This window comes from Janthinobacterium sp. MP5059B, assembly GCF_001758645.1.
In the GTDB taxonomy this organism is placed as follows: domain Bacteria; phylum Pseudomonadota; class Gammaproteobacteria; order Burkholderiales; family Burkholderiaceae_D; genus Janthinobacterium; species Janthinobacterium lividum.
Genome location: NZ_LRHX01000006.1, coordinates 456,799 through 479,657, shown reverse-complemented (window position 1 = coordinate 479,657; position 22,859 = coordinate 456,799). Strand labels below are relative to the sequence as shown.

The following is a 22,859-nucleotide window of genomic DNA, read 5'->3' as shown; positions in this document are numbered from 1 at the left end:
GCTATCCTGTTCAGGCCTGGCCCTGGCGCAGCTGCTCGAAGAAGCAGACGGCGGCGCAGGCGGCCACGTTCAGCGATTCGATCTGGCCCAGGTGGGGAATGACCACCTGGTGCGTGGCCATCGACAGCAGGTCGTCGGCCACGCCCTGCCCTTCATGGCCGAACAGCCAGGCGACGGGCTGGCGCAGGTCGACGTCGTACAGGCGCTGCGTGGCATAGCCGCTGGTGGCGAGGGTCGCCACCTTGGCGCCGGAAACGAGCGCCGCCAGGTCGACGTTTTCAAAGATGTCGAGCACGAAGTGTGCGCCCATCGCCGCGCGCAGCACCTTCGGCGACCAGCAGAAGGCCGTGCCGGCGCTGCAGTACACCTGCGTGATGCCGGCGGCGGCCGCGCTGCGCAGGATGGAGCCCACGTTGCCCGGGTCTTGCAGGTTATCGAGCAGCACGGCCGACACGCCCAGGGGCTGCGTGACGGCCCGTTCCGGCGTCTCGATGAGGAACATCACGCCCACGCCGTGCTCGACCTGGCTCACCGCGTTATACAGCGCGTCAGGCAAGCCCAGCACGTGCGCGCGCTGGCTTTCCAGCTGGCCGACGATGTCCGCCACTTCCCCGTTCTGCAAGGCGCTTTCGCTGACGATGCATTGCTCCGGCATGCCGCGCAGCTGCAGGTAGGACTGGCACAGGTGCACGCCGTCGAGCAAGGTGCGGCCCGACTTGCGGCGCGCCTGCGAACTGCCCGCCAGCTTCAGCAAATCCTTGTATTGCGCATTATCGCGCGAGGTAATCGTCTTCATGCCGCCACCTCCTGTGCGCCGAACAGCGCGATCACGTTGCGCACGGGCGCGAACGAGCGGCGGTGCACGGGCGAGGCGCCGTGCAGGTGCAGGCGCTCGAGGTGCAGCTTGGTGCCGTAGCCCTTGTGTTGGTCGAAGCAGTATTCGGGATAGGCCGCATGCAGGTGTACCAGGGCCGCGTCGCGCGCCGTCTTGGCCAGGATCGAGGCGGCGGAAATCGAATCGACCTTGTCGTCGCCACCAATGATGGCCATGCCGCGTATCGGCATCACGGGGCAGCGGTTGCCGTCGATCAGGGCCAGGGTCGGCACGGTAGCCAACGCCTCGACGGCGCGGCGCATGGCCAGCATAGACGCCTGCAAAATGTTCAGGCGGTCGATCTCTTCTTCCGACGCTTCGGCGATGGCCCAGGCCAGAGCCTTGGCCTTGATCTGCGGCGCCAGCAGGTCGCGCTTGGTTTCGCTGAGTTTTTTCGAGTCGCGCAAGCCGTCGATAGGCTGGTTCGGGTCGAGGATCACGGCGGCGGCGAACACGGGGCCGGCCAGCGGACCGCGTCCTGCCTCGTCGACGCCGCAGATGATTTCATCGAGCGAGAATGGCAAGTCGTCAAACAGGCCGGGATAGATATTTTTCACGTTGAATCTTTGGTTGGTACTGCGGTTGAAGCGGTGATCGGGGCTTACTTGCGGTTGGCGGCGATGACTTGCATGACGGCGTTGGCGCTCTCTCGCGCGCTGTCGCGCAGCAGGCTGTGGTGCATGTCCGTGAAGCGCTGCACCAGGCGCAGGCGGCCCGGCACGTCGCTCAGCTGCTGCCACATGGCCTCGGCCAGCGATTCGGGGCTGGCCGCGTTTTGCAGCAGTTCGGGCACCAGGTAGTCGCGCGCCAGGATGTTTGGCAAACCGATCCACGGCTGGTAACCCATGTGGCGCATGATTTCCCACGACGCGCGCATCATCTTGTAGGCGATGACCATGGGCTTCTTGTACAGCGCCACTTCCAGCGAGGCCGTGCCGGACGCCACCAGCACCGCATCGGCGGCGCAGATGGCCGTGTGCGAGCCGCCATCCGTCAGCAGTATCTCGACGTCCTGCAAGCCTGCTTCCGCAATCAATTGCAGGAAGTACTGGCGCTGCTTTTCACCGGCCATGGGCGCGACGAAACGCAGGGAGCGGTCGCGCGCCAGCAGCAGCTTGCAAGCGCCGACAAAGGCCACCGTATTGTATTTGAGTTCGCCCATGCGGCTGCCCGGCATCAGGGTCACGACATTCGCGTCCTCCGGCAAGCCCAAAGTGCGACGCGCGGCCGCTTCGTCGGGCTGCAACGGAATCATTTCGGCCAGCGGATGGCCGACATAGGTGACGGGCACGCCCGCCTTGCGGTAGATCTCTTCCTCGAAGGGGAAGATCACCAGCATGTGCGAGACGGCCTTGATGATTTTCTTGATGCGGCCACCGCGCCAGGCCCATATCTGCGGCCCGATGTAGTGCACGGTAGGGATGCCGCCTTCCTTGAGCTGCTGTTCCAGCCCCAGGTTAAAACCCGGGTAGTCGGCGCCGATGAAGACGGCGGGACGCTCCGCCAGCAGCTGGTCGCGCAATGCGTTCTGGATGCCCTTGATCTCGCGGTAGCGGGGAATGATCTCGAACAGGCCCCGCACGGTCAGCTTGTCGAGCGGCCAGTCGGACACGAAACCCTGCCTGGCCATGTGCTCGCCGCCGATGCCGTGAAAGCGGGCGCCGGGCAGCTGCGGCACGAGGCCGGACAGCAGCCGGCTGGCCAGCAGGTCGCCCGACACCTCGCCGGCGACGATGGCGACATTGGCGACCGGCAGGCCGCCGGACTGGTCAGCGGACGATGCCACGCGACGCCACGCCAAGGAATTCGCGCATGGCACGAATGTGTTGCGCCACCTCGGGCGACGATGCCGCTTCTTCTTCGAACAGGGCAGCCTTGGATTCTTCCAGGGTCAGTCCCGAGCGGTAGATGAGTTTATACGCGGTGCGGATGCCGTTGATCTGCTCGCGCGTAAAGCCGCGGCGTTTCAAGCCCTCGATATTGACGCCATGCGCCTGCGCCGGATTACCGTTCAACAGGACGAACGGTGGCACGTCCTGCGTCAGGCTGGTGCTCATGCCGACGAAGGCGTGCGCGCCGATCTTGCAGAACTGGTGCACATTGGCGAAGCCGCTCATGATGACCCAGTCGCCGATCTCCACGTGGCCCGCCAGCTGCGCATTGTTCGAAAAAATCGTGTTGTTGCCCACCAGGCAGTCGTGCGCCAGATGCACATACGCCGAAATCCAGTTGTCATTGCCCAGGCGCGTCACGCCGCCGCCCTGCACGGTGCCCGTGTTGAAGGTGCAGAATTCGCGGATGGTGTTGCGGTCGCCGATTTCCAGGCGCGTCGCCTCGCCCGCCCATTTTTTGTCCTGCGGCTGCGCGCCGATGGAGGAAAACTGGAACAGGTGGTTATCGCTGCCGATCGTCGTGTGCCCGTCGATCACCACGTGCGGGCCAACCTTGGTGCCGGCGCCGATGCGCACGTGCGGACCGATGATGGTGTACGGACCCACCTCGACCGAGCTGTCGAGCTCGGCCTTCGGGTCGATGACTGCCGTGGAGTGGATGGCCGCCATGTTACTGCCCCGCTGGCTGGCTCGCAGACTGGCTCGCATCCTGCGCGCTGCGGATGGTGCACATCAGTTCCGCTTCCACCGCCAGCTTGCCGTCGACCGTACCGACGGCCTTGTATTTCCAGATGCCGCGCGAGACGCGCAGGATTTCCACATCCATCTTCAGCTGGTCGCCCGGCTCGACAGGACGCTTGAAGCGCGCATTGTCGATGCCGACAAAGTACACCACCGAATTTTCGTCCGGCTTCACGCCCATCGTCAGGAACGACAGCAAGGCCGCCGTCTGCGCCAGCGCTTCGATCATCAGCACGCCAGGCATGACTGGCTTGTGCGGGAAATGGCCCTGGAAGAACTCTTCGTTGACCGTCACATTCTTGATGGCGGTGATGGTTTTGTTCGCTTCCCAGTCCAGCACGCGGTCAACCAGCAGCAGCGGGTAACGGTGCGGCAGCAGCGATTTGATGGCGAGGATGTCGAGGGTCTTTTTTTCAGTAGTCATTTTTCGTCTTGCGTGGTCAGTGTTTTAATTGTTTTTTCAAGCGCGCGTATCTTCTCGCGCATGCTTGACAGGTTGCGCACGATGGCGGCGCTCTTTTCCCAGTCGGCGTTCTTGGCCAGCGGATAGAAGCCCGTGTACTGGCCCGCTTCCAGGATCGAACGCGAAACCATGCTGCCCGAGCCCACGTGGACGCGGTCGGCAATGGTCAGGTGGCCCAGCACCATGGCGGCACCGCCAAAGGTGCAATACTTGCCGATGATGGCGCTGCCGGCCACGCCGACGCAGCCGGCCATGGCCGTGTGCGCGCCGATATGGCAGTTGTGGCCGATCTGGATCTGGTTATCGAGCTTGACGCCATCTTCGATGATGGTGTCGGCCAGTGCGCCGCGGTCGATGGTGGTGTTGGCGCCGATATCGACATCGTCACCGATCACCACCCTGCCCGTCTGCGGAATCTTGATATACACGCCGCCTTCGTTGGCGAAGCCGAATCCGTCGGTGCCGATCACGGCGCCCGAATGGATGATGCCGCGCTGGCCGATCACGCAGCGCGCGTGGAAGGTCACGTTGGCGAACAGCTGGGTACCGGCGCCGATGACGGCGTCGCGGCCCACCACGCAGCCGGCGCCGATGACGCAGCCGGCACCGATCACGGCGCCCGCTTCGATCACCGCATGCACGCCGACGGAGGCGCTGGCATCAACCTGCGCGCTGGCGTCGACAAAGGCGCCCGGATGGATGCCGGCCGGGGCCTTGATCTCGTGCAGGGCGGCGAAATACTGCGCCGCACGCGCGAAATACACATAGGGATTCGGGGTGACGATGCGCGCGCCGGCGTAGTCGTCGCCGATCAGCGCGTCGTCGGCCGGCGTGAGGATCAGCGCCGCGGCGCCGCTCTGGGCGGCCTGTGCGCGGAATTTGCTATTGCTGAGAAAGCTGATGTGCGAAGCGCCGGCGTCGGCCAGCGGTGCGATGCCTGAAACTTCCAGGTTCGGATCGCCCGCCAACTGCCCGCCGAAGCGTTCGACCAAGTCTCCTAGTCGAGTGCCCATCTTTTACCTTTATAAGAACGCCTGACCATGCCTGCTGCGCGGCGCGATTTGCGGTCTCCGATGCTCACTGTGCTCCAGCACAGCTCCGCTTCTCAACCACAACTCACATCCGCTCGCCACGGCACTGTCAGGCGTAAAAACTATTACAGTTACTTGTCCAGCGCCTTCAATACCTTGTCGGTAATGTCGATGCGCGGGCTGGCCCACAGGGCTTCCTGCAGCACGATGTCATATCCTTCGATATGCGCCATCTGCTGGATGATGGTGTTGGCTTTTTCCGCGATGGCGCTGCGCTCTTCGTTCGTACGCTGGCTCAGGTCTTCGCGAAATTCGCGCTGGCGGCGTTGCAGCTCCTTGTCCAGCTCGAAAAACTCGCGCTGGCGCTTGGCGCGCTCCGCCTCGCTCAGGGTCGGCATGTCCTTTTCCAGGGCTTCGTTGGCGACCTTGAAGCGGCTGGCCAGTTCCTGCACGGCTTTTTCACGCGAGCGGAACTCTTCGGCCAGCTTGGCGCTGGCCAGCTTGGCCAGCCTCGATTCGTTATAAATACGTTCGCTGCTGATCCAGGCGATCTTCGACTCCTGAGCCTGCGCCTGCACCGGCAACAGCGAACTCCAGCACAATGCGATCACGGCAAGGGTCTTGGGCAGGGTAGCGGATGCGGTGTTCATGATACTCCATGGTCAAAAAGTAAAAGCTGTCGCCCCGGTTCAGATGGCCGGTCAGAAACCGGTGCCCATCTGGAACTGGAAGCGCTCCAGGCGGTCCGTCGGCTTGGCGTTCAGCGGCTTGGCATAGCTCAGCTTGAGCGGGCCCACCGGGGAAATCCAGCTGATGCCCAAGCCAGCAGAATAGCGCAATTGCGACAAACGCATTTTTTCGCCTTCCTGGTAGACCTGGCCGCCGTCAAGGAAACCGAACCAGCGCAAGCTGCGGTCATTGCCCGAACCGGGGAATGGCATCTGCAGTTCCGCGTTACCGATCAGGCGCGAAGCGCCGCCCAGGGCATCGTTGGTGCTCGGTTCGACCGCGCCCAGCGAAGAACTCAGGTAGCCGCGCACCGAACCGATACCGCCGCCGTAGAAGTTCTTGAAGACCGGGTACACGTGCTTGCCGATGCCGTGGCCGTAATCGAGTTCGCCCTTCAGCGCCAGGGTGACCTTGCTGAACAGCGGACGGAAATACTGGTGCTCATAGATGGCACGGAAGTATTTCTGGTCGCCGATCAGGTCAGCCTCCAGGTTGACGCGCTGGTAGCGGCCGATCGACGGCGTCAGGGCGCTGTCGCGGCTGTCGCGCTGCCATGCCGCCGTCAGCGGGATGGAATTGGTGGTAGCCGAACCGATACCGTCGGACGGGCCGCCATTGTCAACCACGTATTGCTTGAAGCGGATCGGGCTGGTGATGTCGGTTTCGATGCGCGAGCGCTCGGCGCCGATACCGAAGAAGACGGTGTCGACTTCCGAGAACGGCACGCCGAAACTGACGCGGCCACCGGTTTGCTTGATCTTGTAGCTGCCGATGTTCAGCGCCGGCGGTTCCGTCGTACGCAGGTAGACTTCAAAGCTGCGCGAAATGCCATCGTCCGTGTAGTACGGATTGGTTTGCGAAAACGCGATCGTGCGGCTGTAGTGGCTGGTATTGAGCTCAATGCCGACCGTGTTGCCGCTACCGGCAAAGTTGGCCTGCGAAATCGACGCCGACAGGGTAAATTTTTCCGATTGCGAGAAAGCGCCGCCGATCAGGAAGTTACCGGTTGGTTTTTCCACCACCGTCACGTTGACGTCGACCTGGTCGGTCGTGCCCTGCGCTTCCGGCGTGTCGATGGTCACGTCCTTGAAGTAGCCAAGGCGGTCGACACGGTCGCGCGACAGCTTGATCTTGTTGCTGTCATACCAGGACGATTCGAACTGGCGGAATTCGCGGCGGATGACTTCATCGCGCGTGGTGGTGTTGCCGGCGATATTCATGTGGCGCACGTACACGCGCTTGCCCGGATCGATGAAGAAGGTAAAGCCCACTTCATGCTTTTCACGGTTGATTTCCGGATTCGCGTTGACGTTGGCAAACGCATAGCCGAACGTGGCCAGGCGATCCTGGATGCGCTTGTTCGTCGCCGTCAGGCGCGCGCCCGAATAGATTTCGCCTTCGCGCATCAGGTTCAGCGCTTTCAGCTCTTCTTCGCGGCCAAACATCTCGCCTTCGAACTTGGTGCCGGCGATCTTGTACTTCTCGCCTTCGGTGATATTGATCGTCAGGTAGATGTCTTTTTTATCGGGCGTGATCGACACTTGCGTCGAGTCGACCTGCATCTCGATATAGCCGCGGTCCAGGTAGTAGGACTTGAGCGACTCGATGTCGCCCGTCAGCTTGGTCTTCGAATATTGGTCGGCCTTGGTGTACCAGCTGAACCAGCCGCCAGTGTTCAGGGCCAGCTGCTCGCGCAGTTCCTTGTCGGTGAAGGCCTTGTTGCCGACGATGTTGATCTGCTTGATGCGGGCCACGTCGCCCTCGTCGACGGCGAACACCACGTTGACGCGGTTACGCTCGATCGGCGTGACGGTGGTGGTGATCTTCACGCCGTACAGGCCATGCGACAGGTACTGGCGCTTGAGCTCCTGTTCCGCGCGGTCAACGGAGGCCTTGTCGAAAATCTTGGCTTCACCGACGCCGATTTCCTTCAGGGCCTTAACCAGCACATCCTTTTCAAATTCCTTGGTACCCGTAAATTCCACGGTGGCGATGGCCGGACGTTCCTCGACCAGCACCACCAGCACGTCGCCATCGGCTTCCAGGCGCACATCCTTGAACATGCCCGTCGCGTACAGGGCCTTGATGGCGGCCACGCTCTTCTCGTCGGAGAACGTCTCGCCGACCCGCACCGGCAGGTAGGCAAACACGGTGCCCGCTTCGGTACGCTGGATCCCTTCGACCCGGATGTCCTTGACAGTAAATGGCTGGACGGCCAGCGCGTGGCCGGAACAGAAGGCCATGACGGCGGCGCCGATCAGGCTGCGGCGAAAGGAAGGCAAGGCAAAACGAGCAGAATGTAATTTCATTGGGGTTATTCAATGGGTAAATCAATGGACAACATACACAAAAGATTGCTTGTGCGACTCACGCAATGGCATCAACCACCGCCCTAATTCAGCAATCGCAACACGTCATTAAAGACGGCAAGCACCATCAAGGTCAGCAACAAACCGATCCCCAGGCGCTGGGCAATCTCGCCTACGCGCTCCGGCAAGGGGCGTCCGGTCAAAACTTCCAGCGAATAATACAGCAAATGCCCGCCATCCAGAACAGGAATGGGTAGCAAATTCATCACGCCCAGACTGATACTGATGAAGGCAATGAAGCTCAGGTAGCTTACCAGGCCGATGCGCGCCGTCTGGCCCGCGTAATCGGCGATGGTAATGGGCCCCGTCACATTCTTCAGCGAGACCTGGCCGGTGATCATCTTGCCCAGCATTTTCAGGCTCATGACACTGGTATCCCAGACCTTGGCGGACGCCTTGCCCACGGCGGCGAACGGTCCGGATGCCACGGTGATCATATCCGGCACCTGCCCCAGCTTTGCCTGTATCTTACCAACTGTTACAGCTCCCTCTGCCCCGGCGCCCGGCACGGCGTCCGGCGTAATGGGCAGGGTCAGGTCCTGGCCCTGGCGCAAGAGTTGCAATTGCAAGGTCCGGCCCGGCGCCTGGCTCAGGGTGGCGATGACGGCCGCCACGTCGTGCACGGGGTGCTCGTCGATGGCCAGGATCTGGTCGTCTTTCTGCAGGCCGGCGCGCGCGGCGGCGCCACCGGGCATGATTTCCATCAGGGTGGGCGCGGAACGGGCCAGGGTCAGGCCCAGCTTGCCCAGCACGTCGCCTTCCAGATCCGTTTCCGTCAGGCTGGCCGTCGGCAAGGTCGCTTCCTGCTCGCCACGGTCAGGCCGGCGCACTTCGATGCGTGCCGGCTGCTTGTCGAGCGTGGCCTGGATCAGCTCCCAGCGCAGTTCGGACCAGCTGGCCACAGCCTTGCCATTCACCGCTTCGACCGTATCGCCGCTGCGCAAGCCGGCCGCATAGGCGGCCGTCTGCTCGGCCACGGGGCCGAGCTTGCTCGACGGCTCTTCGATGCCATGCATGAACAGGCCCGCGTAGAGCACGATGGCGACGAGGAAATTGGCCAGCGGGCCGGCGGCCACGATGGCGATGCGGCGCCACACGCTCTGGCGCGTGAATTCGCGGCGCAATTCGCTTTCCGGCAAGTCGCTGAGGTCTTGCGCGCGGCTGTCGAGCATGCTCACATAGCCGCCCAGCGGCAGCGCGGAAATATCGCCCATTCCGTCTGGTCCTTGCCAAACTTGCGCGAATACACCACTTTTCCCATGCCGATCGAGAAACGCAGCACTTTCACGCCGCACCAGCGCGCCACCAGGTAGTGGCCCAGCTCGTGCAGGGTAATCAGTGAACCGAGCGCGACAATAAAGGCCAGCAACGTGGTGATGAGCGTCATGCAGCCAGCCTCTGGGCGATGTATGCTCGCGCAGCAGCTCTGGCCAGGCGGTCCTGCTCCATCACGGCCTCGATGCTGGAAGCGGCGCCATGCGGCACCGTTTCGATCACGTGCGCGATGACCCGGTCGATCTGGCGGAAGCCGATCTGTTCGTCGAGGAAGGCTTGCACGGCCACTTCATTGGCCGCATTGAGCAAAGCCGGCGCCGTGCCACCCGCACGCAGGGCGTCGAAGGCCAGCGCCAGGCAAGGGAAACGGCGGAAGTCGGGACGCTCGAACTGCAGGGTAGCCACTTGCGCCAGGTCCAGTTGCGCCACGCCGGAAGCGATACGCTGCGGATACGCCAGCGCATGCGCAATCGGCGTGCGCATGTCCGGATTGCCCAGCTGGGCCAGCACGGAACCGTCGACATACGAGACCATCGAATGGATCACGCTTTGCGGGTGGATCAGCACCTCGATCTGCTCGGCAGGGGCGCCGAACAGCCAGTGCGCCTCGATCACTTCCAGGCCCTTGTTCATCATGGTGGCCGAATCGACGGAAATCTTGCGCCCCATGGCCCAGGTCGGATGCTTGCACGCCTGGTCCGGCGTGACCGAATCGAGCGTTTCGACGTCGCGCGTGAGGAAGGGGCCGCCGGAAGCGGTGAGCACGATTTTTGCCACGCCTGCGGCGCCTGGCGCGCGGCCATGGGCATGCGGCATGCATTGGAAGATGGCGTTATGTTCGCTGTCGATCGGCAGCAGCACGGCGCCGTTATCGTGCACGGCATCGATGAACAGCTGGCCGGACATGACCAGCGCTTCTTTATTGGCCAGCAATACTTTCTTTCCGGCACGCGCCGCCGCCAGGGTGGGCGCCAGGCCGGCCGCGCCGACGATGGCCGCCATCACGCCCGTCACTTGCGGCGCGCTGGCGATGGCGCACAGGGCTTCCTCGCCGTACTCGACTTGCGTATCGACGCCCTGCCCGCGCAGCAAGCGCGTCAGTTCAAGGGCGGCGCCCGCCGTGCCGACGACGGCGCGCTGGGGACGAAATTGCAGGCACTGGGCGGCCAGTTCGGCCACACGCGTATGCGCGCTCAGCGCATACACGCTGTATTGCTCCGGATGACGCGCGAGCACGTCCAGGGTGGACACGCCGACCGAACCGGTCGCGCCAAGAATGGTGATGTATTGCATGAGTTTCCTTAAAGCCAGCTGGCCACGAGGGCGGCAAATGGCAGGACCGGGATCAACGCGTCGATACGGTCGAGTACGCCGCCATGGCCAGGCAGCAGGCTGCTGCTGTCCTTGATGCCGGCGCGGCGCTTCAATTGGGATTCGAACAGGTCGCCGACGATGCTGGCGGCGACGATCAGCAGCAGCACCAGCAGGGCCACCAACCAACCGCGGCGCAATTGCAGCTGCACGGCAAAGGTGTCTTGCAAGACCGGCAGCGATGGCGCGGCCACGATGGTGATGGCGGCAATGACCAGCACGGCGATGCCGCCGCCAATGGCGCCTTCCCAGGATTTACCTGGGGAAATGCTTGGCGCCAGCTTGCGCTTGCCGAAAGCCTTGCCCGAGAAATAGGCGCCGATATCGGCGATCCACACGAGGGCCATGACGGACAGCAGGAACAAGGGGCTATGCAGGAACAGCGCGATGATGGCGACGAAGCAGCCGACGATGGTCACCGGATACACGAGGCTGAGCAAGGTATTGCCCAGGCCTTCGGTAGGCGGCAAGCCCGTCGCCAGCGAGGGCACGAAGCGGATCAGCCAGATGGCCACGCACAGGGCGAACCAGAAATTGAGCTGCGCCATGCCGTTACCGACAAAAAACGTATACGCGAAGGCGGCAGTCCAGACGGCGGCAATCACGAGCGCATGGCGATTTTTGAAAATGCGGAAGCTTTCCCAGACGGCGGCGCCGAAGAACGCCGTGGCGATCACGGCGAAGGCGGGGAAATAATTCAGATACAGAACCGGCAGCAAGACCGCCAACAAGACCAGGGCGGTGATTATCCGTGTTTTCAGCATCAGTTTGTCTTTTCAGTTAATTGCGCGCTGGTACGGCCAAAGCGCCGTTCGCGCTGCTGGTAAGACGCGATTGCCGCGTCGAGGCACTCGTCATTGAAGTCGGGCCAGAAAGTCTCGGTGAAAAACAACTCAGTGTACGCCAGTTGCCACAGGAGGAAATTGGAAATGCGCTGCTCACCGCCCGTGCGGATGAACAGGTCGGGCTCGGGCGCGTAGGCCATGGCCAGGTGCGGCGCCAGTTGCTCTTCCGTATAAGCGTGCGCGGCGGGCTGGCCATTGGCTGCCGCCTCGGCCGTCATTTTGTTGACTGCCTGCATGATGTCCCAGCGGCCGCCGTAATTGGCGCAGATGGACACCGTCAGGCGCGTGTTGTTCGCCGTCTTGCGCTCCGCATTGGCGATCAGGGTTTGCAGCTCGCCATTGAAGCGCGACAAGTCGCCCACCACCTTCAGGCGGATGTCGCTGGCATGCATCTTGACCACTTCACGTTCCAGCATCGTGACGAACAGGCGCATCAGCATCGACACCTCTTCTTCCGGGCGGCGCCAGTTTTCCGAACTGAAGGCAAACAGGGTCAGATATTCGACACCGCGGTCGAGGCAAGTCTCGACGATGCCGCGCACGGCGTCGGCGCCCTTGACGTGGCCAGCCACGCGGGGCAGGAAGCGCTTGGTTGCCCAGCGACCATTGCCATCCATAATGATTGCCACATGGCGCGGCACCGTGCCCACCTCAGGTACTGCCGTTGTCGAACTCGAATAGATCATGAAAACACGAATACCAAAAATAAAAGATAGCTATTATGCGCCAAATAGCACTGCCCGGAAAAGCCATGCTTTCCCGGGCAGTGTCAAAAGGACTGAAAACTAGACCGTCAGTACTTCTTTTTCTTTGTCGACGACCATCTTGTCGATGTCGGCAATAAACTTGTCCGTCAGTTTCTGCACTTCTTCCGACGAGCGGCGCTCATCGTCCTCGGAGCAGGCTTTTTCCTTGACCAGTTTCTTCAGCGACTCGTTCGCATCGCGGCGAATATTACGCACGGCAATCTTCGCGTCTTCCGCCTCGCTCTTGACCAGCTTGACCATTTCCTTGCGGCGCTCTTCCGTCAGCGGCGGCGTCGGAACGCGGATCAGGTCGCCCTGTGCCGATGGGTTCAAGCCCAGGTCGGCGTCGCGGATGGCTTTTTCGATGGTGTTGGCCATCTTCTTTTCGTACGGCTGAACACCGATGGTGCGCGCGTCGATCAGGGTCACGTTGGCGACCTGGGTCAGCGCCGTCGGCGAACCGTAGTAATCGACCATCACGTGGTCAAGGATACCCGTATGGGCGCGGCCGGTACGCACTTTGGCCAGATCGGCCCGCAGTGTTTCCAGCGACTTCGTCATGCGTTCCTGGGTGTTCTTTTTAACGTCAGCTAAGGACATTACCTACTCCTTGTCTTGATAATAATGAATATTCTATTGCGCTTGCGGCTTGAATGGTACCGCAGCCGGGAGTGACGAAAACCTTTCAGGGCAAGGCGCAGAACCGAAGACGCTACGAATAGTACATAACGTGGATCAGGCGCTGCAACGCAGCCATGAGCGGTTTCTCGGCGCTCCGCTTCCCTTATACGTGCACCAGGGTGCCTTCGTCTTCACCCATGATGACGCGCATCAGCGCGCCTGGCTTGGTGATCGAAAACACCTTGATCGGCAGTTTCTGGTCGCGGCACAGGGCGAATGCGGTGGCATCCATCACTTGCAGGTGCTTGGCGATGGCGTCGTCGAACGTAATCGTGTGGAACAGGGTGGCGTTCGGATCCTTCTTCGGATCGGCCGTGTAGACGCCGTCGACCTTGGTGGCCTTCAGGACGATCTCGGCGCTGATCTCGGAACCGCGCAGGGCAGCTGCCGTGTCGGTGGTGAAGAATGGATTGCCGGTGCCGGCGGCGAAGACCACCACTTTACCTTCTTCCAGGTATTGCAGGGCTTTCGGGCGGACGTACGGCTCGACCACTTGTTCGATGCCGATGGCCGACATGACGCGCGCGGTAATGCCGACGTGGCGCATGGCATCGGCCAGGGCCAGTGCATTCATCACCGTGGCAAGCATGCCCATGTAGTCGGCGGTGGCACGGTCCATGCCTTGCGCACCAGGCGCGACGCCGCGGAAGATATTGCCGCCGCCAATCACGATTGCCAGTTCCACACCCAACTTCGCCACCTCGGCCACATCGGCCACCATGCGCTCGATCGTGGCGCGGTTGATGCCGTAGGGATCATCACCCATCAGGGCTTCGCCGGACAACTTGAGGAGGACGCGCTTGTAGGCTGGTTTTGACATGAGCTGGGGCTCCATAAATGAGGTTATTCGAGTATGACATGGCGCAGCGCCTTGCAGCGCCGGATAGGCGCGCGGGGCTGCCCATGCCGCCGCCCGGCACGACAGGTGCGGGCGGGCCAAAAAAACGGGCCTCTCGGCCCGCTTTACTTACGCTCCCTGGGAGGCAGCCATCTGTGCTGCGACTTCTGCTGCGAAGTCGTCTTGCTTCTTCTCGATGCCCTCGCCCACTACGTACATGGCGAAACCTTTGACGCTGGTGTTAGCCGCCTTCAGCATTTGCTCCACCGACAGCTTGTCGTTTTTCACGAAAGCTTGGTTCAGCAGGGAAACTTCTTTCAGGAACTTCTGTACGGAACCTTCCAGGCGCTTGGCCAGGATTTCCGGCGATTGCGCTGGCTTGCCTTCGGCGGCCGCTTTGGCTGCGTCTTCTTCGGCTTTCAGTTGGGCAACCGAACGCTCTTTTTCGATCAGTTCCGCTGGAACTTCGTTCGAGGACAGCGACACTGGCTTCATGGCAGCGATGTGCATGGCCACGTCTTTGCCGACTTGCTCATCGGCGCCGTCGAATTCGACGATCACGCCAATGCGCGAACCGTGCAGGTACGAAGCCAGCTTGTTGCTGGTTTCGAAACGCTGGAAGCGGCGGATGGTCATGTTTTCGCCGATTTTGCCGATCAGGGCAGCGCGCACGTCTTCCAGGGTCTTGCCATCGAGTGGCAGGGCCAGCAGGGCAGCTACGTCAGCCGGGTTGTGTTCTGCTACCAGACGGGCAGCGTTGTTGGCCAGTGCCAGGAAATCGTCGTTTTTCGCAACGAAGTCGGTTTCCGAGTTCACTTCGACCAGGGCGCCTACGCCATTGGCGATGTAGGTTGCCACGACGCCTTCAGCGGTGATGCGTGCCGATGCTTTCGATGCCTTGCCGCCCAGTTTGACGCGCAGGATCTCTTCCGCACGAGCCATGTCGCCATCGGCTTCGGTCAGTGCTTTTTTGCATTCCATCATTGGTGCGTCGGTTTTGCCGCGCAATTCGCCTACCATCGCTGCTGTAATCGCTGCCATGTGTTTCTCCTGATTCGGTGAGTCGATAGTCGCGGCCGGGCATGCATGCCTCGCCAGCGGTCACTATCGTTTTTTTGTTAAAAAAAAGGGGGAGCTGCTGCCACCCCTTTTCCCTTACTGCTGTGCTTACAAACGGCTATCTTGCGATAGCCTGGCCATTAAGCCTGTTCGTTTACTTCGACGAATTCGTCGCCAGCGGCTGCTTTAACCATTTCAACAACTTCGTTACCGGCAGCTGCACGGCCTTCGATGATTGCATCAGCAACACCGCGAGCGTACAACATGATGGCTTTCGAGGAGTCATCGTTACCTGGGATCACGAAGTTCACGCCTTCTGGGGAGTGGTTGGTATCGACAACGCCGATGACCGGGATACCCAGTTTAGCTGCTTCGGTGATCGCACCTTTGTGGTAGCCGACGTCGACGACGAAGATTGCGTCAGGAATGCCGCCCATGTCCTTGATGCCGCCGATCGATTTTTGCAGCTTGATCATTTCGCGGGAGAACATCAGCGCTTCTTTTTTCGACAGCTTCTCGATCGAACCATCTTCGATCATCACTTCCATGTCTTTCAGACGCTTGATCGAGGTTTTGATCGTTTTGAAGTTGGTCAGCATGCCGCCCAACCAACGTTGATCAACGAAAGGCACGCCAGCGCGTTGTGCTTCAGCAGCGATGATTTCGCGAGCTTGACGCTTGGTGCCAACCATCAGGATGGTGCCACGGTTTGCAGCCAGTTGACGCACGTGCTTCATTGCGTCCTGGTACATCGCCATGGTTTTTTCCAGGTTGATGATGTGGATCTTGTTGCGATGGCCGAAGATGAACGGTGCCATTTTTGGATTCCAAAAACGGGTTTGGTGACCAAAGTGGACACCGGCTTCCAGCATTTCGCGCATTGTTACGGACATTATTAACTCCAGGGTTGGGTCTGGAATCCGATCAGTCACCATACAGGCACCCTTGTCGACCGGATTCGCGTGTTTATATAAATTAAAGACACTGTTTTACTGCATTGCTTAAAAGAGAATTCAAGCAACCCGGGATTCTACACCGAAATGCCCGCCGCATCAAGTCCGCGCTGCAAATCGCGCGCCCTGCGGAAACACCCAATGCACCATGCTGGTGCAAGGTGTGGCGCCGCCGCCTGCTGGCCGCCACTTCATCCACAAATCCCTGCCTGCCCATAGGAAGGAGGCGGCGGATTCAGGGCGCCTCGTTTATAATTTCGACATATTTGCAGACTTTTTCCCATACAGCAGAAATCGTCTGTGCTTTTCACCTGAATTCTTGCAGATTGCGAAATACACCATGTCCACCATCCGTATCAATAGCGCCGCCGACATCGAAGGCATGCGCGTTGCCGGCAAGCTCGGCGCCGAAGTACTCGACTACATCACCCCCTTCGTCAAGGTCGGCGTCACGACCGGCGAACTAGACCGCCTGTGCCACGAATACATGGTCAACGTGCAGGGCACCATCCCTGCCCCGCTGAACTATTGCCCGCCCGGCTACACGCCGTACCCGAAAGCCATCTGCACCTCCGTCAACGACGTCATCTGCCACGGCATTCCCGGCGACAAGGTCCTCAAGAGCGGCGACTCCGTCAACCTCGACATAACCGTCATCAAGGATGGCTACCACGGCGACAACAGCCGCATGTTCCTCGTCGGCACGCCGACCATCCTGGCCAAGCGCCTGTCGGAAATCACCTATGAATGCATGTGGCTGGGCATAGCCCAGATCAAGCCGGGCGCCCACCTGGGCGACATCGGCCACGCCATCCAGCAGCACGCGGAAAAAGCCGGCTACAGCGTGGTGCGCGAATTCTGCGGCCACGGCATCGGCAAGGTCTTCCATGAAGAGCCGCAAGTGTTGCATTACGGCAAGCCAGGCACCCTGGAGCGCCTGGAAGCGGGCATGATATTTACCGTCGAACCGATGATCAACTCGGGCCGCCGCGAAATCCGCGAAATGAACGATGGCTGGACCATCAAAACCAAGGACCGCAGCCTGTCGGCGCAATGGGAACACACGGTGCTGGTGACGGAAACGGGCTATGAAGTGCTGACCGTCTCGCCCGGCATGCCGCCGCCGCCCGCCTTTATCGGCAATAAAGCCTGATTCATCAGGCTTGACCGCACCCCGACCCACCGCCACCCAGGGCCCAGATGAAAAAGCAAGTTCGGGAACAGCTGAAACAGCAACTGAAAGCCGACCGCCAGGTCGTCATTGCGGCCTTCCAGGCCGACGGCAAGCCTGAAAAACTGCTGCGCAGCCTGCGCCACAGCGTTGATGGCGTGCTGGCGCGTGCCTGGCAGGAAGCCGGCTTGCCGCCCGGCACGGCCTTGGTCGGCGTGGGCGGTTATGGCCGCGGAGAACTGTTTCCCTATTCCGACGTCGACCTGCTGATCCTGCTGCAACAGGCCCCCGATGCGGCCACGCAGGAAAAGCTCGAGGAACTGGTGCAGCTGCTGTGGGATCTGGGCCTGGAAATCGGCCACAGCATCCGCACAGTGGATGAATGCATGGTCGAATCGAAGGCCGACATCACCGTGCAAACGAGCTTGCTCGAAGCGCGCCTCGTGTGCGGCAACGCGGACCTGTTCGCGCAATTGCAGCAGCGCTATGACGCGGCCATGGATCCGCAGGCATTCTTCCAGGCGAAAACGGCGGAAATGCGCCAGCGCCATGCCAAATACGAAGACACGGCCTTCAGCCTGGAACCGAATTGCAAGGAAAGCCCGGGCGGCCTGCGCGACTTGCAGGTGATCCTGTGGGTAGCCAAGGCGGCCGGCTTGGCGAACTCGTGGCGCACGCTGGCCACGGGCGGCCTGATCACCCTGACGGAAGCGCGCCAGCTGATGGAAAAGGAGCGCGCCTTCAAGGATATCCGCGTGCGCCTGCACCTGCATGCGGGACGGCGCGAAGACCGCCTCGTGTTCGACGTGCAGACGGCCATCGCCGAATCGCTGGGCCTGCAAGCGACGGGCAGCGGGCCGCACATGCGCCGCGCCAGCGAATTCTTGATGCAGCGCTACTACTGGGCCGCCAAGACGGTGACCCAGCTCAACACGATTCTGCTGCAAAACATCGAGGCACGATTGTTTCCGCAAGACGACGTGGCTGTGCCCATCAACGAACGCTTCAATGAAGTCAACAGCCTGATCGATATCAGCGCCGACGATACGTTCGAGCAATACCCATCGGCCATGCTGGAAGTCTTCGTGCTGATGACGGAGCGCCCCGCCCTGAAGGGCATGACGTCGCGCGCCACACGGGCCCTGTGGCACGCGCGCTTCAAGATCGACGCCACCTTCCGCCAGGATCCCGTCAACCGCGCCCTCTTCCTGCGCATCATGCAAGCCCCGGTGGGCATCATCCACGCGCTGCGGCGCATGAACGAGATGAGCATCCTGGGGCGCTACCTGCCGAATTTCCGCCGCATCGTGGGCCAGATGCAGCACGACCTGTTCCACGTGTACACGGTCGACCAGCACATTTTGATGGTGGTGCGCAACATGCGCCGCTTCACCATGAGCGAACACGCGCACGAATATCCGTTCTGCAGCCAGTTGATGGCCGATTTCTCGCAATCGTGGCTGCTGTACGTGGCGGCCCTGTTCCACGACATCGCCAAGGGCCGCGGCGGCGACCACTCGAAGCTGGGCGTGGCCGACGCCACCCAGTTCTGCCAGGACCACGGCCTGTCGGCGGAAGACACGGAACTGGTGGCTTTCTTGGTGGAAAATCACCTGACCATGTCGCAAGTGGCGCAAAAACAGGACCTGTCCGATCCCGACGTCATCGCCGCCTTTGCGAAAGTGGTCAAGGACGAGCGCCACCTGACGGGCCTGTACCTGCTGACGGTGGCCGACATCCGCGGCACCAGCCCGAAAGTGTGGAATGCCTGGAAGGGCAAGCTGCTGGAAGACCTGTACAAGATCACCCTGCGCGTGCTGGGCGGCGAGCCGCACACGGCCGACCGCGAGCTGAAGAACCGCCAGCAGGAAGCGCTGGCCACCCTGCGCCTGTACGGCTTGCCGCCGGATGCTCACCTGAAACTGTGGCAGCAGCTGGACGTGGCGTATTTCCTGCGCCACGACGCGTCCGACATCGCCTGGCAGACCCGCTCGCTGTATGACAAGCTCGACAGCAAGTTGCCGGTGGTAAAATGCCGGCTGGCACCCATAGGCGAAGGCTTGCAGGTGGCCGTGTACATTCCCGACCAGCCCGACCTGTTCGCGCGTATCTGCAGCTATTTCGACCGCAAGAACTTCAGCATTCTCGACGCGAAGATCCACACGACAAAGAATGGCTATGCGCTCGATACGTTCCTTGTCACCGAGCAAAACTTCGCCAAGAGCTACCGCGACATCATCAGCCTGATCGAGCATGAACTGGGCGAACTGTTGCAGTCGCAAACGCCGCTGCCGCCACCGGGCAAGGGACGGCTGTCGCGCCTGTCGCGCACCTTCCCCTTCCAGCCGACCGTGGATTTGCGGCCCGATGAAAAGGGCCAATACTATTTGCTGTCGGTGGCGGCCAACGACCGCACGGGCTTGCTGTATGCGATCGCCAACGTGCTGACCAAGTACCGCATTAACTTGCACACGGCCAAGATCATGACCCTGGGCGAGCGGGTCGAAGACGTCTTCCTCGTCGACGGTCCCGCGCTCAACAATGCCCGCAACCAGATATTGCTGGAAACCGATTTACTCGATGCGCTAAAGGTTTGATGACCTCCCGCGCAGCGCCTACCTTTACTGAAACTGAAACAACATGACCGAAGAATTATTACGCTTGTCCAAACGCATGTCCGAACTGGGCCTGTGCTCCCGCCGCGAAGCCGATGAATGGATCGCGCGCGGCTGGGTCCGTGTGGACGGCAAGGTGGTGTCCGAACTGGGCAGCAAGGTCTACCCGAGCCAGAGAGTCACTGTGGAACGCCAGGCGGCGGCCGAGCAATCGAAGCGGGTGACCGTGCTGATCAACAAACCGGTCGGCTATGTCAGCGGCCAGGCGGAAGACGGCTACACGCCTGCCGTGGCCCTGATCAAGGCGGAAAACCGCTGGGCGGAAGACCGCAGCCCGGAACAGTTCCACCCCACGCAGCTGCGCAGCCTGGTGGCGGCCGGCCGCCTGGACATCGATTCCGTCGGCTTGCTGGTCCTGACGCAGGACGGCCGCGTGGCCAAGCAACTGATCGGCCACGATACCGATATCGACAAGGAATACCTGGTGCGCGTGAGCTACACCAAGGGCGGCACCCTGCCCGACAGCGAACTGAAAAAGCTCAACCACGGTCTGTGGCTCGACGGCAAGCCGTTGCTGCCGGCCAAGGTGCGCTGGCAAAACGAAGACCAGCTGAGCTTTACCCTGCGCGAAGGCAAGAAACGCCAGATCCGCCGCATGTGCGAAGCCGTGGGCCTGAAAGTGCTGGGATTGAAACGCGTACGCATCGGCAAGGTCAAGCTGGGCGACTTGCCGACGGGGCAATGGCGTTACCTGAGCGCGGACGAACAATTTTAAGCGGCGACATCTGGATGGCATGCCGCACGGCGCGCCATTCCGCATAAGCAACAGGAATATAGTGATATAAAAACAATTATTGTGATTTACTTAGTAAATATTGCTTTAAACCTATACACTATTCCCCATTAGAACAAAAGAGATACGCTGTCGTGAACGATCCCATTCCCAATCCCCTGCGCAAAGGCGCGCCCAGCCTGGTTGACGTGGCCGAGCCTATGGCGCCCGGCACCAAGCCGCACCATATGAGCGATCCGTGGGATATCGGCGAAACCCTGTGCAGCCTGGCTGACAATGGCGACGCCATCTCCATCTACCCGACGGGCGGCGAAGACGTCATCATGGCGCGCATCCTGTCCGTCGACGACGACTTGCCGCAATTCGTGCTGGAACTCAATGAAGGCGCTACCCTGCCCGAAGGCGGTGCCACGTTTGTATCGTGGGTGCAAAGCGCCAAGCTGCAATTCACCATCAATGGCGAATGGCAGGCGTATCCCGAGCGGCCGAACGTGTATCTGACCAACTTCCCCAGCCATTGCCTGGTCCTGGAACGGCGCGAATCGACGCGCCTGGAAACGCCGCTGGGCGTGTACTACCTGGCCGCCTTCGTGCTCGAGGGCCGTCCGTATGAATTGCAGCTGTATGATTTCTCGGCCGGCGGCATCGGCATGCGCGCCCATCCACGCGACACGGTGGGCCTGTACGTGGGGCGCAAGCTGTCGCGCGTGCGCCTGGAACTGGGGCCAAACAAGGTCATGATCGCCGACCTGGAAATCCGCCTGTCGCGCACCTTCCGCTCCTTCCTGCTGGGAGAACAAGTGCAGATCGGCTGCCGCTTCCTGAACCTGACGGATGCCATGCAGGATGAATTAAAGATGCTGCTGGATAACCTGGGCAGCAGCCGCAAGGTACGCTAGGTTTGCTTCAGGCATAAAAAATGGCCGCCCAGCTCATGCTGCGCGGCCATTGTTTTATCGTCGACTGGTATGCGGCGCCTAGTCGTCGTCGTTCGGATCCAACTCGGGAAACATCACTTCCGTATAGCCGAACTGGGTAAAGTCAACGATACGCATCGGATACAGAATGCCGTGCAAGTGGTCCACCTCGTGCTGCACCACGCGGGCATGGAAGCCGTCGCAGTCGCGGCTGATGGGCTGGCCGAACTGGTCCACGCCTTCGTAATGCAGTTCGCTCCAGCGCGGCACGCTGCCGCGCAGGCCGGGCACGGACAGGCAGCCTTCAAAGCCCTCTTCCTTGCGTTCCGACAAAGGCGTCAGCACAGGGTTGATCAGCACGGTTTCAGGCACTTGCGGCGCGTCGGGATAGCGCAGGTTTTGCTTGAAGCCGTAGATCACCAGCTGCAGATTGACGCCGATCTGCGGCGCCGCCAGGCCCGCGCCATTGGCCGCATGCATGGTGTCGAACATGTCGGCGATCAGGGCATGCAATTCGGGAGTATCGAATTCACGCACAGGCTCGGCCATGCGCAACAGACGCGGATCGCCCATCTTGAGGATTTCACGTACGGTCATTTTACTTCCAGTGCCGATTGCAGTTCTTGCAGGTAAGTGCGGAAGGCCGCGCCCGTTTCCGGATGTTTCATACCCATCGCCGTCGTTGCCTTCAGGTAGCCAAGCTTGGAGCCGCAATCATAACGCTGCCCCTGGTAGCGGTAAGCCAGCACGCGCTCTTCGCGCATCAGGGCGGCGATGCCGTCCGTCAACTGGATTTCGCCGCCGGCACCCGTGCCGATATTTTCCAGGTGGTTAAAGATACGGCTGGTCAGCACATAACGGCCCACCACGGCCAGGGTCGATGGCGCCTCTTCTGGCGCAGGTTTTTCCACAATGGCCGAGACCAATTCGAGGTCCGGCTGATAATTCTTTGCCGAGACAATACCGTACTGCTTGGTTTCCGCGCGCGGCACATCCTGCACCGCCAGCAGCGAGCAATTTTCATACTGGAAGACATCGGTCATCTGCGCCAGCACGGGGCGCACGCCCTCTTCCACATCCATGAAATCGTCGGCCAGCAAGACGGCAAACGGCTCGTCGCCGATCACGGGACGGGCGCACAGCACGGCATGCCCCAGGCCCAGCGGCGCCGACTGGCGTATGTAAATGCAATTGATGTGCTTGGGAATGACGTTTTGCACCATGTCGAGCAACTGGCGCTTGCCGGCCGCTTCCAGTTCGGACTCCAGCTCGTAGGCCGTATCGAAATGGTCTTCGATGGCGCGCTTGTTGCGGCCCGTGATGAAGATCATTTCCGTGATGCCGGCCGCCACGGCTTCTTCCACCGCGTACTGGATCAATGGCTTGTCGACGATGGGGAGCATTTCCTTCGGTTGCGCCTTGGTCGCTGGCAAGAAACGGCTGCCCAGGCCGGCGACGGGGAAAACTGCTTTTCTGATTTTTTTCATGGGTCTTCT

At 61.2% G+C, this 22,859-nt stretch carries 21 protein-coding genes and 1 pseudogene; 4 read left to right on the top strand and 18 right to left on the bottom strand.

What is annotated here, in order from left to right:
* Window positions 1-10 precede the first annotated feature (10 nt).
* From JAB1_RS06895 to rpsB, 16 genes and pseudogenes are all read right to left on the bottom strand, one after another.
* Complete coding sequence (locus tag JAB1_RS06895; RefSeq protein ID WP_034784137.1) at window positions 11-796, bottom strand: RNA methyltransferase; 786 nt, start codon at window positions 794-796, stop codon at window positions 11-13.
* Window positions 793-1,431 (bottom strand): ribonuclease HII, encoded by a 639-nt coding sequence (gene rnhB / locus JAB1_RS06890; protein ID WP_070279252.1) that lies wholly within the window; start codon window positions 1,429-1,431, stop codon window positions 793-795. Before rnhB ends, JAB1_RS06895 begins: the two co-directional genes overlap by 4 nt.
* Before the next feature lie 44 nt (window positions 1,432-1,475).
* Window positions 1,476-2,660, bottom strand: coding sequence for a lipid-A-disaccharide synthase (gene lpxB, locus JAB1_RS06885; protein ID WP_070279824.1), 1,185 nt, complete (start codon window positions 2,658-2,660; stop codon window positions 1,476-1,478).
* Window positions 2,644-3,435 (bottom strand): acyl-ACP--UDP-N-acetylglucosamine O-acyltransferase, encoded by a 792-nt coding sequence (lpxA, locus tag JAB1_RS06880; protein ID WP_034784140.1) that lies wholly within the window; start codon window positions 3,433-3,435, stop codon window positions 2,644-2,646. The genes lpxB and lpxA overlap by 17 nt, the downstream gene beginning before the upstream one ends.
* A gap of 1 nt (window position 3,436) precedes the next feature.
* The gene (fabZ, locus tag JAB1_RS06875) at window positions 3,437-3,931 is read right to left on the bottom strand and encodes a 3-hydroxyacyl-ACP dehydratase FabZ (protein ID WP_070257388.1); all 495 of its coding nucleotides are present in this window, start codon (window positions 3,929-3,931) and stop codon (window positions 3,437-3,439) included.
* A complete protein-coding gene (lpxD, locus tag JAB1_RS06870) occupies window positions 3,928-4,983 on the bottom strand; it encodes a UDP-3-O-(3-hydroxymyristoyl)glucosamine N-acyltransferase (protein WP_070279251.1) in 1,056 nt (351 codons plus the stop codon). Before lpxD ends, fabZ begins: the two co-directional genes overlap by 4 nt.
* Before the next feature lie 149 nt (window positions 4,984-5,132).
* Window positions 5,133-5,651 carry an OmpH family outer membrane protein gene (locus JAB1_RS06865; protein ID WP_051958405.1) on the bottom strand — a complete coding sequence of 173 codons (519 nt, stop codon included), beginning with the start codon at window positions 5,649-5,651 and terminating at the stop codon, window positions 5,133-5,135.
* 51 nt (window positions 5,652-5,702) lie between these two features.
* Entirely contained in the window at window positions 5,703-8,039 is a 2,337-nt protein-coding gene (gene bamA / locus JAB1_RS06860) for an outer membrane protein assembly factor BamA (protein WP_034784144.1), read from the bottom strand.
* An 83-nt stretch (window positions 8,040-8,122) separates the two neighbouring features.
* Window positions 8,123-9,486: pseudogene (gene rseP / locus JAB1_RS06855) on the bottom strand (RIP metalloprotease RseP).
* The gene (gene ispC, locus JAB1_RS06850) at window positions 9,483-10,667 is read right to left on the bottom strand and encodes a 1-deoxy-D-xylulose-5-phosphate reductoisomerase (protein ID WP_070279250.1); all 1,185 of its coding nucleotides are present in this window, start codon (window positions 10,665-10,667) and stop codon (window positions 9,483-9,485) included. The pseudogene rseP and the gene ispC overlap by 4 nt, the downstream one beginning before the upstream one ends.
* An 8-nt stretch (window positions 10,668-10,675) precedes the next feature.
* Window positions 10,676-11,509, bottom strand: a complete 834-nt coding sequence (locus JAB1_RS06845) for a phosphatidate cytidylyltransferase (RefSeq protein WP_034784149.1) — start codon at window positions 11,507-11,509, stop codon at window positions 10,676-10,678.
* On the bottom strand, window positions 11,509-12,276 hold the full coding sequence (gene uppS / locus JAB1_RS06840) for a polyprenyl diphosphate synthase (RefSeq protein WP_034784151.1): 768 nt from the start codon (window positions 12,274-12,276) through the stop codon (window positions 11,509-11,511). The genes JAB1_RS06845 and uppS overlap by 1 nt, the downstream gene beginning before the upstream one ends.
* 99 nt (window positions 12,277-12,375) lie before the next feature.
* Window positions 12,376-12,936 (bottom strand): ribosome recycling factor, encoded by a 561-nt coding sequence (frr, locus tag JAB1_RS06835; RefSeq protein ID WP_034784152.1) that lies wholly within the window; start codon window positions 12,934-12,936, stop codon window positions 12,376-12,378.
* A gap of 184 nt (window positions 12,937-13,120) precedes the next feature.
* Complete coding sequence (gene pyrH / locus JAB1_RS06830) at window positions 13,121-13,837, bottom strand: UMP kinase (RefSeq protein ID WP_034752258.1); 717 nt, start codon at window positions 13,835-13,837, stop codon at window positions 13,121-13,123.
* 147 nt (window positions 13,838-13,984) lie between these two features.
* Window positions 13,985-14,896 carry a translation elongation factor Ts gene (tsf, locus tag JAB1_RS06825; protein WP_034784153.1) on the bottom strand — a complete coding sequence of 304 codons (912 nt, stop codon included), beginning with the start codon at window positions 14,894-14,896 and terminating at the stop codon, window positions 13,985-13,987.
* Window positions 14,897-15,054: 158 nt separating this feature from the next.
* On the bottom strand, window positions 15,055-15,807 hold the full coding sequence (gene rpsB / locus JAB1_RS06820) for a 30S ribosomal protein S2 (RefSeq protein ID WP_010397614.1): 753 nt from the start codon (window positions 15,805-15,807) through the stop codon (window positions 15,055-15,057).
* A gap of 400 nt (window positions 15,808-16,207) precedes the next feature.
* Between rpsB and map the strand changes: the two genes are divergently transcribed.
* From map to JAB1_RS06800, 4 genes are all read left to right on the top strand, one after another.
* Window positions 16,208-17,020: a type I methionyl aminopeptidase gene (gene map, locus JAB1_RS06815; protein ID WP_070279823.1), complete on the top strand. Its 813-nt coding sequence runs from the start codon at window positions 16,208-16,210 to the stop codon at window positions 17,018-17,020.
* Window positions 17,021-17,067: 47 nt separating this feature from the next.
* Window positions 17,068-19,635: a [protein-PII] uridylyltransferase gene (locus JAB1_RS06810; RefSeq protein ID WP_070279249.1), complete on the top strand. Its 2,568-nt coding sequence runs from the start codon at window positions 17,068-17,070 to the stop codon at window positions 19,633-19,635.
* 43 nt (window positions 19,636-19,678) lie between these two features.
* Window positions 19,679-20,428 carry a pseudouridine synthase gene (locus tag JAB1_RS06805; RefSeq protein WP_034752263.1) on the top strand — a complete coding sequence of 250 codons (750 nt, stop codon included), beginning with the start codon at window positions 19,679-19,681 and terminating at the stop codon, window positions 20,426-20,428.
* 152 nt (window positions 20,429-20,580) lie between these two features.
* Window positions 20,581-21,345: a PilZ domain-containing protein gene (locus JAB1_RS06800; protein ID WP_083299593.1), complete on the top strand. Its 765-nt coding sequence runs from the start codon at window positions 20,581-20,583 to the stop codon at window positions 21,343-21,345.
* A 78-nt stretch (window positions 21,346-21,423) separates the two neighbouring features.
* Here the strand turns inward: JAB1_RS06800 and def are convergent, their stop codons facing one another.
* The gene (gene def, locus JAB1_RS06795) at window positions 21,424-21,960 is read right to left on the bottom strand and encodes a peptide deformylase (protein ID WP_034784158.1); all 537 of its coding nucleotides are present in this window, start codon (window positions 21,958-21,960) and stop codon (window positions 21,424-21,426) included.
* Entirely contained in the window at window positions 21,957-22,850 is an 894-nt protein-coding gene (gene galU / locus JAB1_RS06790; RefSeq protein ID WP_034784160.1) for a UTP--glucose-1-phosphate uridylyltransferase GalU, read from the bottom strand. Before galU ends, def begins: the two co-directional genes overlap by 4 nt.
* Window positions 22,851-22,859 lie beyond the last annotated feature (9 nt).